Source organism: Yersinia intermedia, assembly GCF_900635455.1.
In the GTDB taxonomy this organism is placed as follows: domain Bacteria; phylum Pseudomonadota; class Gammaproteobacteria; order Enterobacterales; family Enterobacteriaceae; genus Yersinia; species Yersinia intermedia.
In genome coordinates, this window is the sequence record NZ_LR134116.1 from 3,827,096 (window position 1) to 3,843,454 (window position 16,359).

Here is a 16,359-nt window from a genome sequence, read left to right on the forward strand (position 1 = left end):
AATCAATAATAAGTCACAAAGAAACTGATTAACCGGGCATGGTTCTTTTTGCCCGGTTATTCCCTCCACTGCAAGGAATGGCCCCTCGAATGAACCGCCTCCCCACCCTGTATGGCATCATTGCAATCCTGCTTTGGAGCATGAGTGTCGCTTTAACACGCGGCCTATCTGAAACATTGGGTCCGTTTGGCGCGGGGGCGGCAATTTATAGCGTGAGCGGGGTATTGGTGTGGTTGGTGGCGGGTAAACCTACGCTGCGTGGGCAGCATCCAGCTTATCTGTACGGTTGTGGTTTGCTATTTGTGGTGTATATGGTGGCGTTCGCTTTGGCTATTGGTATGGCTAATGACCGTCAGCAGACACTGGAGATTGGCCTGATCAATTACCTGTGGCCAAGTTTAACCCTGCTATTAGCGGTTCCGCTGCTTAAACTGCGCGCCCGTTGGTGGTTATGGCCGGGCGCAGCACTGGCTCTATTCGGTGTAATCTGGGTAGTCAGTGGGGGGGATGGGCTAGATATCGGCGTATTGAGTGCCAATGTCAGCAGTAACCCACTGGCCTACAGCCTGGCACTTATCGCGGCGTTCACCTGGGCGGCTTATTCCAATTTGGTTCGTTTGTACAGTCAGGGGCCAGGGGCGTTGCCGCTGTTTTTACTCGCCTGCGCCCTGTGTTTGTGGGTCATGTTCTTTATGCTGACCCCCGGCAAGTTGCATTTCACCCAGCGCGCCACCTTTGAGCTATTACTGATGGGCGCCAACACTGCGCTGGCCTATCTGTGTTGGGATATTGCCATGAAAAAGGGCAATGCCACATTAGTGGCTGCGTTGTCCTATTTCACACCACTGCTCTCGATATTGATTGCCAGCTTGTGGCTCAATACCCAGCCCTCAGCCGCGTTCTGGCCCGGAGTGGCGATGGTGGTAGTCGGTTCTCTGCTGTGCTGGTCTGCCAGCCGCAATCCCCTTCGGACTTGAAGCCGCAAGTAGGTAGCGACTCCAAGTTTTTTGAGTAAATATTTTATTTAGAAATGATGAAGCTACGATAGCCTTTCAATACCAATAGAAAGTCTTCTAACCCGCACAGGCAGAGGCTTTCTTCATCATAGTAATTCATGCCCTCTTCCATCTCATCACCGTCAAGATCCAGTTGATTGGCACGAACCATCACTTCTTCCCCATCCAGCCACAACGTATATTCATGACCGGTCAACTGCCACTGCCGCTCACTGCCCTTCACTTCCATGGCGGCGGCTTCAATTTGATCCAGTTTCGCCAAATCGCCCTTAATCTCTTCATTGAGCCAATGGCCGATCACTTCATGTCCCATGGAGAATCTGACCAGTACTTGCCCTGTTAGATCACGCAAGAATTCATAGTCCATAGCATGCCCTCCTGATGCTCTTATAATTATTGTAACCGTATTTAGCCCACCCACTTGGCGCAAGCTCGCAAAGCCGGTAAATACCGCTAAGATTTCACTACCAGACGATTTGTTTAAAATAGAAACGGGAGGCCATTGGCCTCCCGTCAGATACGGATTATACATCATACCCAACGTAATTGGTGTTACAGGTAGGCGGTAAGCTAACAACCCTGTAACGCCAAAGACAAAGGGTATCGCTGTTTAGACGGCGGTTTGGAAGATAACACCGTCAGCTTTATCAGTATATTGGCTCAACTGATCGAAGTTCAGGTAGCGATAAGTATCCTCTGCGGTCTTATCAACCTGAGCCATATAAGTTTGATATTCCTCAGGCGTTGGCAAACGCCCCAGCAATGACGCGATCGCCGCCAGTTCTGCCGAAGCCAGATAAACATTCGCACCGGTACCCAAGCGATTCGGGAAGTTACGGGTTGACGTAGAAACAACCGTCGCACCATCCGCAACGCGAGCCTGGTTACCCATACACAGTGAGCAGCCTGGGATCTCAATACGGGCACCACTCTTACCAAAGACGCTGTAGTAGCCCTCTTCGGTCAACTGCGCGGCATCCATTTTGGTCGGCGGTGCAACCCACAAACGTGTTGGCAATTGGCCTTTGTGTTGATCCAGCAACTTACCTGCCGCGCGGAAATGGCCGATGTTGGTCATACAAGAACCGATAAACACTTCATCGATCTTGCTATTCGCCACATCAGACAATAAGCGGGCATCATCTGGATCGTTTGGCGCACACAGAATAGGTTGCGTGATATCAGCCAGATCGATTTCGATCACCGCTGCATATTCCGCATCGGCGTCGCCTTCCAATAGATTTGGATTCGCCAGCCAGCTTTCCATACCATTAACACGGCGCTCCAACGTACGACGGTCACCGTAGCCTTCCGCAATCATCCACTTCAACAAGACGATATTGGATTGCAGGTATTCGATAATCGGCGCTTTATCCAGTTTAATGGTACAACCGGCAGCAGAACGCTCAGCAGAGGCATCAGCCAGTTCGAACGCTTGCTCGACTTTCAGCTCTGGCAAACCTTCAATTTCCAGAATACGGCCAGAGAAGATGTTCTTCTTACCCTGTTTCTCAACCGTCAGTAAGCCTTCCTGGATTGCGTAGTAAGGAATAGCATGCACCAGATCACGCAGAGTGATACCCGGTTGCATTTCACCTTTAAAACGCACCAATACAGATTCAGGCATATCCAGCGGCATTACACCGGTTGCTGCTGCAAAGGCCACCAGACCAGAACCTGCCGGGAAGGAGATCCCAATAGGGAAGCGGGTATGGGAATCACCACCAGTACCCACCGTATCTGGCAACAGCATGCGGTTCAACCACGAGTGGATGATGCCATCACCTGGGCGCAGTGATACACCACCACGGTTCATAATGAAATCAGGCAAAGTATGATGAGTGGTCACATCAACAGGCTTAGGATAAGCGGCAGTATGGCAGAATGACTGCATCACCAAATCGGCAGAGAAGCCCAGACATGCCAAGTCTTTCAGCTCATCACGGGTCATCGGGCCAGTGGTGTCCTGTGAACCGACCGAGGTCATCTTAGGTTCGCAGTATTCACCTGGGCGCACGCCTTCAACGCCACATGCGCGACCAACCATTTTCTGTGCCAGCGAGAAGCCTTTATTGCTTTTGGCAACCGGCTTCGCCACACGGAATACTTCGCTAACTGGCAGACCCAGTGATTCACGAGCTTTGGTGGTCAAGCCACGGCCAACGATCAGTGGAATACGGCCACCAGCGCGTACTTCATCTAGCAATACGTCTGTTTTAAGCTCGAAGGTTGCGAGTATCTCACCGGTATCATGGCGGCGTACTTCGCCCAAATACGGGAAGATATCAATCACGTCGCCCATATTCAGATTGGCAACATCCACTTCAATTGGCAGCGCACCAGCATCTTCCATGGTGTTAAAGAAGATCGGGGCGATTTTGCTGCCTAGCACCACGCCACCGCCGCGTTTGTTTGGCACATGAGGGATGTCATCACCCATAAACCACAACACGGAGTTAGTGGCGGATTTACGGGAAGAGCCAGTGCCGACCACATCGCCGACGTAGGCCAACGGGAAACCGATTTTGTTCAGTTCTTCGATCTGTTTGATCGGGCCTACACTACCCGGTTGATCCGGGTGAATACCTTCACGGGCATTCTTTAGCATCGCCAAGGCATGTAATGGAATATCTGGGCGTGACCAGGCATCTGGTGCCGGAGACAAATCATCGGTGTTGGTCTCACCGGTCACTTTAAATACTGTGACAGTGATCTTATCGGCTAACGCAGGGCGGGAGAGATACCATTCGGCATCAGCCCAGGATTGCATCACCTTCTTGGCGTGTGGATTACCCGCTTTGGCTTTTTCTTCTACATCGTAGAAGTTATCAAACATCAGCAAGGTGTGAGATAACGCTTTGCCCGCAATCGGGGCCAGCTTTTCGTTATCTAACGCATCAATCAGCGGATGAATGTTATAACCACCCTGCATGGTGCCAAGCAGTTCAATCGCTTTTTCAGCGTTAATCAGAGGGGAGCTGGCTTCGCCCTTGGCTATCGCCGCCAGGAAACCGGCTTTAACGTAGGCTGCTTCATCAACACCAGGTGGAACACGGTTGATCAGCAGATCTAACAAGAATTCTTCTTCGCCCGCAGGCGGATTTTTTAATGATTCAACCAGCGCGGCCATTTGTGATGCATCTAATGGTTTGGGGACGATGCCCTCAGCAGCACGCTCAGCTACGTGCTTACGGTATTCTTCTAGCACGACTCTCTCCTCGCTTTTATTGTCATTTATACCCATCATCTTTCAAACCGCAGATGTGTTGGCTGCTCTCGCTCACCCGAATCACTTACTTATGTAAGCTCATCGGGACTCTCTCGTTGGCAGCCTGCCTGCACCTTGAAATCTATTGGGTATATTTCCAGGCTATCAGTAGCCACCAGCCATCATCACTGATGCACCAGGTGTAGGTAAGATGCCCAGTTTCGCTCAGCCAGCATATCAGTATTTGAACTCCGTGTTAATTCGTTCACATAAAAGCAACATTAAATTTTTGCTGAATCGTTGAGCGCAGTGTAATCACCTGAAGTATTGATAGCCGCTCTCAGTTAGCCCCCTACTGCAGGGCAATTCCCGCAAAAAACATCGCTGTAAGATAACCATAGTAAATGAATGGATACCATCTCTCTGTGAGGATCTCGTGCTATCGATATGACTTTTAGGGCGATAAATAACGAAGGGAAAATATTGTGGCGATAAATGAAACAGAAACAGCCGATAATGACTGTTTCTGCTTTGCCAAAAGACGTTATGCTCCTAGTAGGAAGGGCATTTAGAATTGGGTATTCAAGCTAACAAAATATGTCCGGCCCGGTTCATTGTAAGTCGCCGCCCCCGCCCCCGCGATACCGGCTACGTTCTGAGCATTCCCGGCACGGAATTGGCGCTTGTCGAACAGGTTTTCAATCCCGGTGGTGACACTGACATTTTTTGTCACTGTATAGCTAGCACTGAGACCAAAGATGGCATAAGGGCTGACTTCATTACGTGCCGTACCTGTGACCGGCAGACCTTGATAGTCATATTTTTTCGGCTTCTGACGCCCATACCAGGTCACGGTGGATAGCAGTGACAAATCATCAGTTGCCTGCCAGTTCAGTGAACTATTTAAGGTAAACTCCGGCGTAATCGATAAGTAATCGCCGGTGCTTTTGTTCTTCGACTCCAGCATGTAGGTCAGATTACTGCGCCATTCTACCGTCTCGGTGAATGGTACGGTCAGGTTACCTTCCAGCCCTTCCACCAATGCTTTCGGCACGTTACTCCATTTGAAGATATCGGAATTAGCATAAGCACCGGTACCACCACTGGCAGTCCCAAGGGAGACCAAACCCGGCTCAATCTTATTACGATAATCATTACGGAAGTAAGTGATACCAGCAATAATGCCGTCATCGTGGAACTCGAACCCGATCTCTTTGTTTACGCTGGTTTCAGCAGACAGAGAATCATTGCCCATCAAGTAGCAACTGCCGCCACCGCCATAGCAACCTTGACCACGGCTATACAGCAGATAGTTCGGATTGGTTTGATAGAGGTTTGGCGCTTTATAGGAACGGGCGATACCCATTTTCATGGTGAAGTAATCACCCAGTTCCTGTGACAGGTTCAGGCCCGGACTCCAGTTACTTCCCGCCGTGCTGTGATGATCAAAACGCAGTGCTGGGGTGAGCATAGTGGTATCCGTCAACTCGATATTATCCTCAACAAATACCGAGGCTATCTGCGCCGAGCTACGAGTATTGCGCCCAGTCCCTGTCAAGCCGCTGACACTGCCACCCTCACTCGTTGTTTGGGTATTGGAACTGGGGTCGTTCATTTTCTGGTCATTCCATTCCGCCCCCACGGTCAGCACCTGATTAACACCCAATTCAAATGGAAGGTTAATCTCAGAGTGGGCTAAATAGTTGTCCAACTTGATAGTACTGAAATATTTATTTGAGAATATGCCTTCTGTACCCCCCGCCAGCCCCTCATTAATTCGTGAGTTACGCGTATCCTCATACTGAAAATAGGAGGTTGTACTGACGCCGTTATCCCAAAAACCACGGTGTGTTAGCGAGAAATTATCGCGGTACATAACGTTAGTTTCCGCACCATATAAGCTGCGAACAATGGCATTGCTGTTCGTGTTTTGCGTATCGCCGGCATAAATATTCCCCTGACGGCTATAACCTGCCTCGAACTCCAGAGATTGGCCTTGGGCGAATTCCCAACGCAGTAACCCGTTGATGTCTTTATTTCGTACCCCTTCACGGCCAGCAGGCAGTGTCCCGGCCTGGTTACCGGTACGGGCAGATTCATGGCCTGAGTTAATATTCCAATCATCAGCATCGGTTTTATTATAGCCACCGTATAGGCGGAAGCTGACAGTATCGCTTAACGGCCCCATCAGACTGAAGTCGGTACGGCGGGTCGCCCCTTCCTCACTGTGCTGTGGCATATTCATGTAGGCGTTCCAACTACCGTGTAACTCTTTATCCGGTTGTTTGGTGATGATATTCACCACGCCACCTGCGGCACCGTTGCCATAGCGTGCCGCTGACGGGCCGCGTAAGACTTCGATTTTATCAACCATGTTCGCGGGAACCCAGTTGGTGTCACCACGGGTATCACGTTCACCACGCCAGCCATAACGCACCGCATTACGGCTCGAAACCGGTATGCCATCGATCATAATCAATGTATTTTCTGGCCCCATACCACGAATATCAATTTGGCGATTATTGCCGCGTTGACCACTGGCGGAGTTACCGGAAAGGTTAACGCCAGGCATGGTGCGGATAATTTCGGACAGATCATTCGCGGGTGGCCGTTTGCGGATATCGTCTGCGGTGATGGTTGATGCCCCCAGCGCTTGACGAACTTGCTGCTGAGCGGTCACCACCAGCGTATCACCGGTGGTTGCCGCCCCATCTGCCGCGGTAGGTTCTTGCTGCGATGTGGTGACGGTTGTTTGCGCTGTCGTCTGTGTCGCTGCTGTGGACTCAGTTTGATTTGCCGCTTGAGTTTGTGCCCAGAGCGGAGTCGATATGCAGATACCCATCAATGTCGTCAGAGAACGCCGTTGCCATTTTACTTTCATTACATTTTCCCCTGATGCAAAAAAGCCCACAGCAAATATCCGCACAGTAAAATCTCTGGCAATCTATTCATGGGGCAACAAAAACGAACAAGATTGATAATTATTTTCATTATCAATTCATCGCGCTAATTGTTACATTTGCATGTAGGAAAAAGGTTTGTGCAAACAGCAAATCTGTTTGTCATAACGTCAATGTCAGTGGAGAGTTCATCATGTCGACGGTGAAGAAAAACAAATTGCTCAATGTCTCTCCCTCATCCAAACCGATTTATCGTGAACAAATTGTGCAACAATCGAATCTGGTTGCCAGTGATTATCAACTGAGCAGCGTGAAGTCATTGCCCACTGACCCGGTATTGTTTGGCGATTTTCAAGTATTGCGTCTGAACCCACATCTGATTTTACATACCGCGAATGTCACCAACCTCTGTGATATCAAGACACAAAGCCGGCTTAATCCAGCACTGAAGCTGGCTATTGTGGTTAACGGCAGCGCGCATGTCTCATTCGGCGGTCAACAGTTGCATTTGCAGGAAAAAGGCGATGCTTCGTTGGTTTCGTTAACTGAAAACACCCTGTTTACCCGCCACGGTAAAAACAACCGTCACGAGCGCACGCTAACACTGACTTTTGACCGCGAATGGCTGTATGGCGATTTGCTGCCACAAGCTGGCGCATGGGATACGCTGTATAACTTTACCCAACAGCACCTGGCGATTCATTTATGGCGTCCATCGGTTCACTCGCAAGCCATTGCTCAGAAAATAGCGAGCGCCAAACCCTTTTCAACGCCACTGGAGCGACTGCAATGGGAAACACAATGTATTGGGCTGATCATTGAAGCGTTCAGCTCACTAGAGCAGCAAGCTCAGCAGCAAAATAAAATCTCATTACGCGGGTTGAACCGGGTTCAGCAGGTACGTGACTGGCTGGAAAGTGGCGAGGCTGACCACCTATCGATGAGTGAATTAGCCAGTCTGGTGAATATGAGCCAGAGCACGTTGCAGCGACGTTTTCGTGAAAATTACCACATTACGGTATTTGAATATCTGCGCCATTGTCGTTTAAAGCGGGCCATGCTGGCATTACAAAAAGAAGGGATCAGTATCGATCAAGCCGCCGCCATTGCTGGCTATACCAGCCCGGCCAATTTTGCCACCGCACTGCGGCGTACCTTTCATATTTCACCCAGTCAACTACGGGCGGGGCCAATGTTTGATCGATAAGAAAAACAAGTTCAATAAAAATACCTGGGTGATAGAAACCTTTAAACAAAAAAACGGCCCCTGTTAAGGAGCCGCTTCATTATCTTACTGTATCCGCAAAAATTATTTCTTTTTCGCTTTCGGGTTAGGCAAGTCGGTAATGCTACCTTCGTAGATTTCCGCTGCCAGACCGACAGATTCATGCAAGGTAGGGTGAGCATGGATGGTCAATGCGATATCTTCCGCATCACAACCCATCTCGATCGCCAGACCGATTTCACCTAACAGTTCACCACCGTTAGTCCCGACAATGGCACCACCGATAATACGGTGAGTTTCTTTGTCGAAGATAAGTTTAGTCATACCGTCTGCGCAATCTGAAGCGATAGCACGGCCCGATGCCGCCCACGGGAAGGTGGAGGTCTCAAAGCTGATGCCTTTTTCTTTCGCTTCTTTCTCGGTCAGACCCACCCATGCGACTTCAGGTTCAGTGTATGCAATAGATGGAATGACTTTCGGATCGAAGTAATGTTTCAGGCCGGAGATAACTTCAGCAGCAACATGGCCTTCGTGCACACCTTTATGTGCCAGCATTGGCTGACCCACGATGTCACCGATAGCAAAGATATGCGGCACGTTGGTACGCAGTTGTTTATCAACGTGGATAAAGCCACGTTCATCAACTTCTACGCCAGCCTGACCGGCATCCAGCAATTTGCCGTTAGGTACACGGCCAATAGCTACCAGAACGGCATCATAGCGCTGTGGTTCTGCTGGCGCTTTTTTGCCTTCCATCGTGACATAGATACCATCTTCTTTGGCTTCTACCGCCGTCACTTTGGTTTCCAGCATCAGGTTAAACTGCTTGCTGATGCGCTTGGTGAAGACTTTCACCACGTCTTTATCAGCAGCCGGAATAACCTGGTCAGCCATTTCTACCACATCAATTTTCGAGCCTAGCGCATGGTAAACCGTACCCATTTCCAGACCGATGATGCCCCCGCCCATAACCAGCAGACGTTCAGGAACGGTTTTCAGTGCCAGTGCATCAGTTGAGTCCCAAACTCGTGGGTCTTCATGAGGAATAAATGGCAGTTGGATTGGGCGAGAACCGGCGGCGATAATCGCGTTATCGAAGGTAATCGTAGTTGGGCCATTTTCACCTTCAACCACTAAGGTGTTCGCGCCAGTAAATTTACCAAAACCATTAACCACTTTGACTTTACGGCCTTTAGCCATACCTGCCAAACCACCGGTCAACTGATTGATAACTTTCTCTTTCCAGACACGGACTTTATCAATGTCAGTTTTAGGCTCACCAAAAACGATACCGTGTTCAGCCAGCGCCTTAGCTTCTTCGATAACTTTGGCAACGTGCAACAATGCCTTGGAAGGGATACAACCCACATTCAGGCAAACACCACCCAAAGTAGAGTAACGCTCAACCAGAATGGTTTCTAAACCTAAATCCGCGCAACGAAAAGCAGCAGAGTACCCTGCTGGACCTGCCCCAAGTACCACGACCTGAGTTTTAATTTCAGTACTCATCATGACCTCTTAATTGTTTGTCCGGCGGGTCAGACATCATTTTGAAATCTATCGAATATATTAGGCTAATTAATTTCATAACGCCCTTCATCCACCGGGACGCTTGCACCGCGAGCAGTTTACAGAATTGTTAATAATCTGAAAAGCAACATCGAGTGACGAGTGTCTCAACAACCCTAATCTATATAAAAACAAGGCCGGCACGAAGCCGGCCTTGGCGATTACATCACCAAACGGCGAATATCAGCCATAATGGTCGCGATATAGGCTGCGAAGCGAGCACCTGCTGCGCCATCGATCACACGGTGGTCGAAGGACAGAGACAGAGGCAGCATCAGACGTGGCGCAAACTCTTTACCATTCCAGACTGGTTTCATGGATGATTTAGACACACCCAAGATAGCCACTTCTGGCGCATTGACGATTGGCGTAAACGCCGTTCCGCCGATACCGCCCAGGCTGGAGATAGTGAAACAACCGCCTTGCATGTCAGATGCAGTCAATTTACCATCACGCGCTTTCTTGGAAATAACAGATAGCTCGCGAGACAACTCGACAATACCCTTTTTGTTCACATCACGGAACACTGGAACAACCAGACCGTTAGGGGTATCAACCGCCACACCGATATTGATGTATTTCTTCAGTGTCAGTTTCTGACCATCTTCAGAAATAGAGCTGTTGAAACGTGGGAACTCTTCCAACGCCTTGGCAGCCGCCTTCATCAGGAACACCAGTGGGGTGATTTTCAGATCCTGTTTTTTCTTCTCAGCTTCGATGTTCTGTTGCTTACGGAACACTTCAACTTCAGTGATATCCGCTTCATCGAATTGGGTCACATGAGGGATCATGACCCAGTTACGGCTCAGGTTCGCACCAGAGATTTTCTGGATACGGCCTAATTCAACTTCTTCAATCTCACCGAACTTGCTGAAATCAACTTTCGGCCAAGGCAGCATGCCCGGCAGACCGCCGCCAGTGGCAGCAGTTGGTGCTGCTTCAGCACGTTTGACCGCATCTTTCACGTAGGCCTGAACGTCTTCGCGCAGGATACGACCTTTACGGCCGGTACCTTTCACTTTCGCCAGGTTTACGCCAAATTCACGCGCTAAACGGCGGATAACCGGCGTGGCATGCACGTAAGCGTCATTCTCAGCGAACTCGCCTTTGCTCTCAGCTTTCGCGGCGGGAGCGGTGGCCGCTTTAGCCGGTGCCGCAGCAGGAGCCGCTTGCTGGGCAGGCGCGGCAGCAGGGGCTGCGCCTTCCACTTCGAACACCATAATCAGCGAGCCGGTTTTAACTTTGTCGCCAGTGCTGATTTTGATCTCTTTAACTGTACCCGCAAACGGTGCCGGTACTTCCATTGAAGCCTTATCGCCTTCAACGGTGATCAGTGATTGTTCAGCGGCAACTTTATCGCCGACTTTAACCATCACTTCAGTCACTTCAACTTCATCGTCGCCGATGTCTGGCACGTCGACATTTTTAACCGCAGAGGCTGTTGCCGCTGCCGGTGCTGCTGCCGGGGCTGACTCAGTTGCCGCAGCGGGTGCCGCAGCACCTGCCACGTCAAATACCATGATAAGAGAACCAGTGCTGACTTTATCGCCAGTGCTGATTTTGATCTCTTTAACGGTACCGGCGAATGGCGCTGGCACTTCCATAGAGGCTTTATCGCCCTCTACAGTGATCAGTGATTGTTCAGCCGCAACAGTGTCGCCCACTTTGACCATAATTTCGGTGACTTCAACTTCGTCAGAACCGATATCCGGCACCGCAACGTCTTTCGCAGCACTGGTCACAGAAGCCGCTGCCTGAGCAGGGGCTGCCGCTTTCTCTTCCGCTTTCGCAGGTGCCGCAGCGGCACCTGTTGCTTCAAAGATCATCATCAGTTTGCCGGTCGCGACAGTATCGCCAACTGCAATTTTGATTTCTTTAACTACGCCCGCCTGCGGTGATGGGACTTCCATGGAAGCTTTATCACCTTCAACGGTGATAAGTGACTGTTCCGCTTCAACGGTATCGCCTACTTTCACCATAATTTCGGTGACTTCCACTTCATCTGCACCGATGTCTGGTACGTTAATTTCAATAGCCATTTGTTCTTTACCTCTTATGCCAGACGCGGGTTAACTTTATCGGCGTCGATACCAAACTTGGTAATTGCTTGCGCAACTACGCTGGCGTCGATGTCACCGCGTTTAGCCAATTCACCCAGAGCTGCAACCACAACGTAAGAAGCATCAACTTCGAAGTGGTGACGCAGGTTCTCACGGCTGTCAGAGCGGCCGAAACCATCTGTACCCAGAACGCGGAACTCGCTGGCAGGAATGAAGTTACGAATTTGTTCAGCGAACAGCTTCATGTAGTCAGTTGAAGCAACTGCTGGTGCGTCGTTCATGACTTGAGCCACATAAGGAACACGTGGCGTTTCTGTTGGGTGCAGCATGTTCCAACGCTCACAATCCTGACCATCACGAGCCAGTTCAGTGAATGAAGTTACGCTGTACACATCAGAACCAACACCGTAGTCGTTAGCCAGAATCTGAGCCGCTTCGCGAACGTGACGCAGGATTGCACCTGAACTCATCAACTGCACTTTGCCTTTGCTACCTGCAACAGTTTCCAGTTTGTAGATACCTTTACGGATACCTTCTTCTGCGCCCTGTGGCATTGCTGGCATGTGGTAGTTTTCGTTCAGCGTGGTCAGGTAGTAATAGACGTTTTCCTGCGCTTCGCCGTACATACGCTCCAGACCGTCATGCATGATGACAGCAACTTCATAAGCATAAGCTGGATCGTAAGAGATACAGTTCGGGATAGTCAGTGACTGAATGTGGCTATGACCATCTTCATGTTGCAGACCTTCACCATTCAGAGTAGTACGACCTGAAGTACCACCGATCAGGAAGCCACGCGCCTGTTGGTCACCCGCAGCCCAGCACAGGTCACCGATACGCTGGAAACCGAACATGGAGTAGTAGATGTAGAACGGGATCATTGGCAGATCATTGGTGCTGTATGAGGTCGCAGCAGCCAGCCATGAAGAGGCAGCACCCAGTTCGTTGATCCCTTCTTGCAGGATCTGGCCTTTCTCGTCTTCTTTGTAGTAAGCAACCTGTTCACGGTCTTGCGGGGTGTACTGCTGACCATTCGGGCTGTAAATACCAATCTGACGGAACAGACCTTCCATACCGAAAGTACGCGCTTCGTCAGCAATGATTGGAACAATTCTGTCTTTGATAGATTTGTTCTTCAGCATCACGTTCAGCACACGCACGAAAGCGATAGTGGTAGAAATCTCTTTATTCTGCTCTTCCAGCAAGGAGCTGAAATCTGACAGCGCAGGGATTTCCAGCTTCTCAGTGAACTTAGGCATACGGGTTGGCACATAGCCTTCCAGCGCCTGACGACGTTCATGCAGATATTTGTTTTCTTCAGAATCTTTATCAAAGGTGATGTAAGGCAGTTTTTCGATATCAGCATCGGCAACTGACACATTGAAACGATCGCGGAAGTGGTGAACCCCTTCCATGTTCATTTTCTTCACCTGGTGAGCAATATTTTTACCTTCTGCTGTTTCGCCCATGCCGTAACCTTTAATGGTGTGGGCCAGGATAACAGTAGGTTTACCGGTGGTTTCTTGTGCTTTTTTCAGTGCAGCAAAGACTTTCTTCGGATCATGACCGCCACGGTTCAGAGACCAGATCTCATCGTCGCTCATGTCTTTCACTAATGCAGCAGTTTCAGGGAAACGGCCAAAGAAGTGTTCGCGGACATACGCACCGTCTTTGGATTTAAAGGTCTGGTAGTCACCATCCAGTGTTTCGTTCATCAGTTGGATCAGTTTACCGCTGGTATCTTTACGCAGCAGCTCATCCCAACGACTCCCCCAAATCACTTTCAGCACCTGCCAGCCAGCACCACTGAAGATACCTTCCAGCTCATTGATAATTTTGCCGTTACCAGTAACCGGGCCATCAAGGCGCTGCAAGTTACAGTTGATAACGAAGACCAGGTTATCCAGTTTTTCACGGGTCGCGATGGTGATCGCACCTTTGGATTCTGGCTCATCCATCTCGCCGTCGCCCAGGAAGGCGTACACGGTCTGTGCTGCAGTGTCTTTCAGACCACGGTGATGGAGGTATTTCAGGAACTTGGCCTGATAGATTGCACTGATTGGGCCAAGGCCCATCGATACAGTTGGGAACTGCCAGAATTCAGGCATCAGTTTCGGGTGCGGGTAAGAAGATAGCCCCTTACCATCAACTTCCTGACGGAAGTTATCCATTTGCTCTTGAGTCAGGCGGCCTTCAAGGAAAGCACGTGCGTAAACACCTGGAGAGATGTGACCCTGGAAGTAAACCAGATCGCCGCCGTCTTTTTGGTTACGAGCGCGGAAGAAGTGGTTGAAGCAAACCTCGTAGAAGGTAGCGGAAGACTGGAAGGATGCCATGTGGCCGCCCAAGTCCAGATCTTTCTTCGACGCACGCAACACGGTCATCACGGCATTCCAACGGATAGCGCTGCGAATACGACGCTCAAGCTCCAGGTTGCCAGGGTAAGCGGGTTCGTCTTCTACCGGGATGGTGTTGATGTAATCACGGCTGGCAGAACCTGCCGCAACGCTCACACCACCTTTACGGGCTTCGCCCAAAACCTGATCAATCAGATACTGAGCACGCTCAACACCCTCTTCACGGATGACCGATTCGATCGCCTGTAGCCAGTCGCGGGTTTCGATCGGATCCACGTCATTATTTAAACGTTCTGACATGGTGGTATTCCTTATCTGTTTCTAATGGTTTATTTGGAGCCTATCTTCCTGTGCTTTAACCCCAGGCTAAAGCACGTGCCCTGGTGAAAACACCGGAAGATAGGCCCATCAGTTTAGTTGCCGCTAATAATTCTCAAATGAGAATAACTACCCAACGAAATTGGAGTTACGGCAGCGCTGCCAGAGAACGAATCTCGATGAGCTGACCCAAGTCAGTGATTCGGGTGAGTTCACGCAGCTAACAACCCTGTAGCTTCAAGTACGAGGGGTATAAAACGAGTTATTGAGGTCTTGCAGAGGCGCAACCTGAATGATTCGTTTCTAGTCCTTGCGCTGTTGGAGCCGACGCAAAGATCGCTCACGGCGACTGTGCTCCCGACTGAGGTCCAACAGAATCTCCTCAATAAACGCCAAGTGACGGTGTGAAGCTTCGCGGGCTTTCTCTGGCTCGCGTGCCACAATCGCCTCAAAAATCCCGGCGCGGTGACTGCTTACTGTTGCCAGCATTTCGCGGCGCGAGTAAAGCAATTCAAAGTTCTGTCTTACGTTTTGTTCCAGCATCGGCCCCATGCAACGCAGTAAATGCAGCAAAACCACATTATGCGCAGCCTCTGTGACAGCCACTTGATACTGCATAACGGCATCTGCCTCAGCATCTAAATCGCCGTTATCCTGCGCTTGCTGAATAACAGTATGGCATTCACGGATACGTTGCAGATCTTCATCAGTGCCGCGCAATGCTGCATAATAGGCAGCAACACCTTCGAGGGCATGACGGGTTTCTAACAGATCGAATTGTGCTTCTGGATGGTCAGCAAGTAGTTCTGCCAGCGGATCGCTAAAGCTTTGCCACAGATTGGTTTGCACGAAAGTCCCGCCCCCCTGACGACGCAATAGCAGTCCCTTAGCTTCTAAGCGCTGAATTGCTTCTCGCAAAGAAGGTCGGGAAACATCAAATTGCTTCGCCAACTCGCGCTCAGGCAGTAATTTCTCACCAGGGCGTAGCGTCCCTTCCAAGATCAGGTATTCGAGCTGCTGCTCGATGACATCTGATAATTTGGGCTGACGTATTTTGTTGTAGGCCATAATTTGTGTAAGTCGCGCTGTAAGCCGTATTGAGTGAATCGTCTCTGCGAGTAGCGCGGAGTCAATTGGTAATACCAATTTCAAAAACGTGACGATAAAGTAACAAAGTATTCACTAGCTGTCCATACGGACCTTGACCAAAATCATGAAACCCAGCACATTTTAACAACTTCACCGATAAAGCAATGCAAAGTGATAACGTAGCAGTGGTAATACCATTACTTGATATGAGCGAGTTTTAACTTTTATGAAACGGATAATTAGGCAAGCTGAAGCGGTAAAGTGATTTTATTTGTGAATATAAAACCTATAAATTTGAATTTATATTCAAAACAAAATAAGAAAAGTCTGTATCCCTCTGTTTCGCCCCTTAAAACTGGTATGACCATTATAAAAATGGCTCACTGGTGGCTTTTTAACCAAAAAAAGCGCATTCCTACTTTTCCTCAAAACAACAGCTTGATCACGCATCAACATTTTTCTTGCTGTTTTGGCTAAAACTTCGCCGATTAAAATAAAAAGCAGATGCAATAATTCTCGCCTACCACTATTCTCTTTTAAACGGTAGCCTAAAGAGAAAATTCCTAGAAAAGCCACCGTAAACAAAATAATACAAATAATGTAATCAAAACCTTACG

The 16,359-nt window shown here is 49.5% G+C and carries 9 protein-coding genes; 2 read left to right on the forward strand and 7 right to left on the reverse strand.

Going from position 1 to position 16,359, the window contains the following annotated elements:
- Positions 1-89: 89 nt before the first annotated feature.
- On the forward strand, positions 90-977 hold the full coding sequence (gene yddG / locus EL015_RS17585) for an aromatic amino acid DMT transporter YddG (RefSeq protein WP_005181492.1): 888 nt from the start codon (positions 90-92) through the stop codon (positions 975-977).
- A 43-nt stretch (positions 978-1,020) separates the two neighbouring features.
- Here yddG and yacL read toward each other — a convergent pair whose 3' ends face one another.
- From yacL to EL015_RS17600, 3 genes are all read right to left on the reverse strand, one after another.
- Positions 1,021-1,383, reverse strand: a complete 363-nt coding sequence (yacL, locus tag EL015_RS17590) for a protein YacL (RefSeq protein WP_032905467.1) — start codon at positions 1,381-1,383, stop codon at positions 1,021-1,023.
- A 243-nt stretch (positions 1,384-1,626) separates the two neighbouring features.
- Positions 1,627-4,224, reverse strand: coding sequence for a bifunctional aconitate hydratase 2/2-methylisocitrate dehydratase (gene acnB, locus EL015_RS17595; protein WP_005181489.1), 2,598 nt, complete (start codon positions 4,222-4,224; stop codon positions 1,627-1,629).
- Between the two features lie 568 nt (positions 4,225-4,792).
- A complete protein-coding gene (locus EL015_RS17600) occupies positions 4,793-7,105 on the reverse strand; it encodes a TonB-dependent siderophore receptor (RefSeq protein ID WP_032905466.1) in 2,313 nt (770 codons plus the stop codon).
- A gap of 212 nt (positions 7,106-7,317) precedes the next feature.
- On the opposite strand from EL015_RS17600, the gene EL015_RS17605 reads away from it, so the two are divergent.
- Positions 7,318-8,331: a helix-turn-helix domain-containing protein gene (locus EL015_RS17605; protein ID WP_005181485.1), complete on the forward strand. Its 1,014-nt coding sequence runs from the start codon at positions 7,318-7,320 to the stop codon at positions 8,329-8,331.
- Between the two features lie 102 nt (positions 8,332-8,433).
- On the opposite strand, the gene lpdA is transcribed toward EL015_RS17605, so the two are convergent.
- The 4 genes from lpdA to pdhR all read right to left on the reverse strand — a co-directional run bounded on the left by lpdA (position 8,434) and on the right by pdhR (position 15,721).
- On the reverse strand, positions 8,434-9,858 hold the full coding sequence (gene lpdA / locus EL015_RS17610) for a dihydrolipoyl dehydrogenase (protein ID WP_050086092.1): 1,425 nt from the start codon (positions 9,856-9,858) through the stop codon (positions 8,434-8,436).
- Positions 9,859-10,079: 221 nt separating this feature from the next.
- Entirely contained in the window at positions 10,080-11,957 is a 1,878-nt protein-coding gene (gene aceF / locus EL015_RS17615; protein ID WP_005181482.1) for a pyruvate dehydrogenase complex dihydrolipoyllysine-residue acetyltransferase, read from the reverse strand.
- 14 nt (positions 11,958-11,971) lie between these two features.
- Positions 11,972-14,635 (reverse strand): pyruvate dehydrogenase (acetyl-transferring), homodimeric type, encoded by a 2,664-nt coding sequence (gene aceE, locus EL015_RS17620; protein WP_005181479.1) that lies wholly within the window; start codon positions 14,633-14,635, stop codon positions 11,972-11,974.
- A gap of 321 nt (positions 14,636-14,956) precedes the next feature.
- Entirely contained in the window at positions 14,957-15,721 is a 765-nt protein-coding gene (gene pdhR, locus EL015_RS17625; protein ID WP_005181476.1) for a pyruvate dehydrogenase complex transcriptional repressor PdhR, read from the reverse strand.
- Between the last annotated feature and the right edge of the window lie 638 nt (positions 15,722-16,359).